General features: G+C 40.9%; 1 protein-coding gene. It reads left to right on the forward strand.

The features are described from left to right. Positions 1–1,036, forward strand: a 1,036-nt coding sequence (locus tag JF818_RS00500; protein WP_198890044.1) for an ABC transporter substrate-binding protein, incomplete at both ends; no start/stop codon positions are given.

Here is a 1,036-nt window from a genome sequence, read left to right on the forward strand (position 1 = left end):
ATTCGATACAGCAGGTGAAAATTTTACTGCTGAAACAGGGATCGAAGTCAATTATGTGAGAGTTCCCACTAATGATTTTCACACAAAACTGGTTTCCAGTATTTCTGCGGGAGTATATCCTGATATGATCATCTGGAACAGTAGTCCTGGTGTGGAATTTAGCCAAACCGGTGCGGTGCTTCCTGTTGATGAAATTGTAAATGAAATTGGAAGAGGACAGTTTGGAGAAGGAAGTCTCAAGATGTTCACCGTAGATGGTGATCTTCTGGAAATTCCATTCATGGTACGACCAGCAGGATTTCATGCTAGAAAAGACTGGCTTGAGGCTGCTGGTTATAATACAGAGCCTAAAATTGATAGTGATGGATACTACTATTATGAAGGCCTTCAGACTTGGGAAGAATTATTAGAAGCTGCAAAGAAAATCAATGATCCCAGTAATGGCAAATATGCGATGGGATTTGCTTACAGCAGGAAAGCATTTGGAGATTCCGCCAGCTTTTGTATGAGTATTCTGTATTCCTATGGTGCTAGCTTGCTAGATGAGAATGGTAATGTTGCCATTGATTCGAAGGAAGCAATCGAAGGACTCGAGATGATTCGGAAGATTTGGGAGAGTGGGACAGTACCTTCCGCTGCTACTACCTGGGATGGTGGTTCAAATAACAATTTCTTCATTGGTGGTGATATTGGAATGGTCTTCAATTCTAATAGCATAATGGGCAAATTGAACGACACTACTGCAGTAAAACCAGAGGATCTCCTGATGATTCCTTTCCCTTCTGGTCCAGCGGGATCTTTCATGTCAGCAAATCCTGAGTCAATTACCATTTTCAACAAAGGGAATGTGGAAGGAGCCAAAGCTTTTACCAAATATTTATTGAAAGAAGAAACCCAGGTATCGATGTTTAAAATCATGGGCTTCGGTTATTACAGTCCTTTGAAGAAGGATGTAATGGAAAACGAGCTCTTTAGTAATTTGAATCAGAACGAGAGGGTTTTGATGCAGGATGCAAGGAAAGCGATAAATGTATCC

This window comes from Sphaerochaeta sp. S2 (assembly GCF_016406725.1).
GTDB lineage: Bacteria > Spirochaetota > Spirochaetia > Sphaerochaetales > Sphaerochaetaceae > Sphaerochaeta.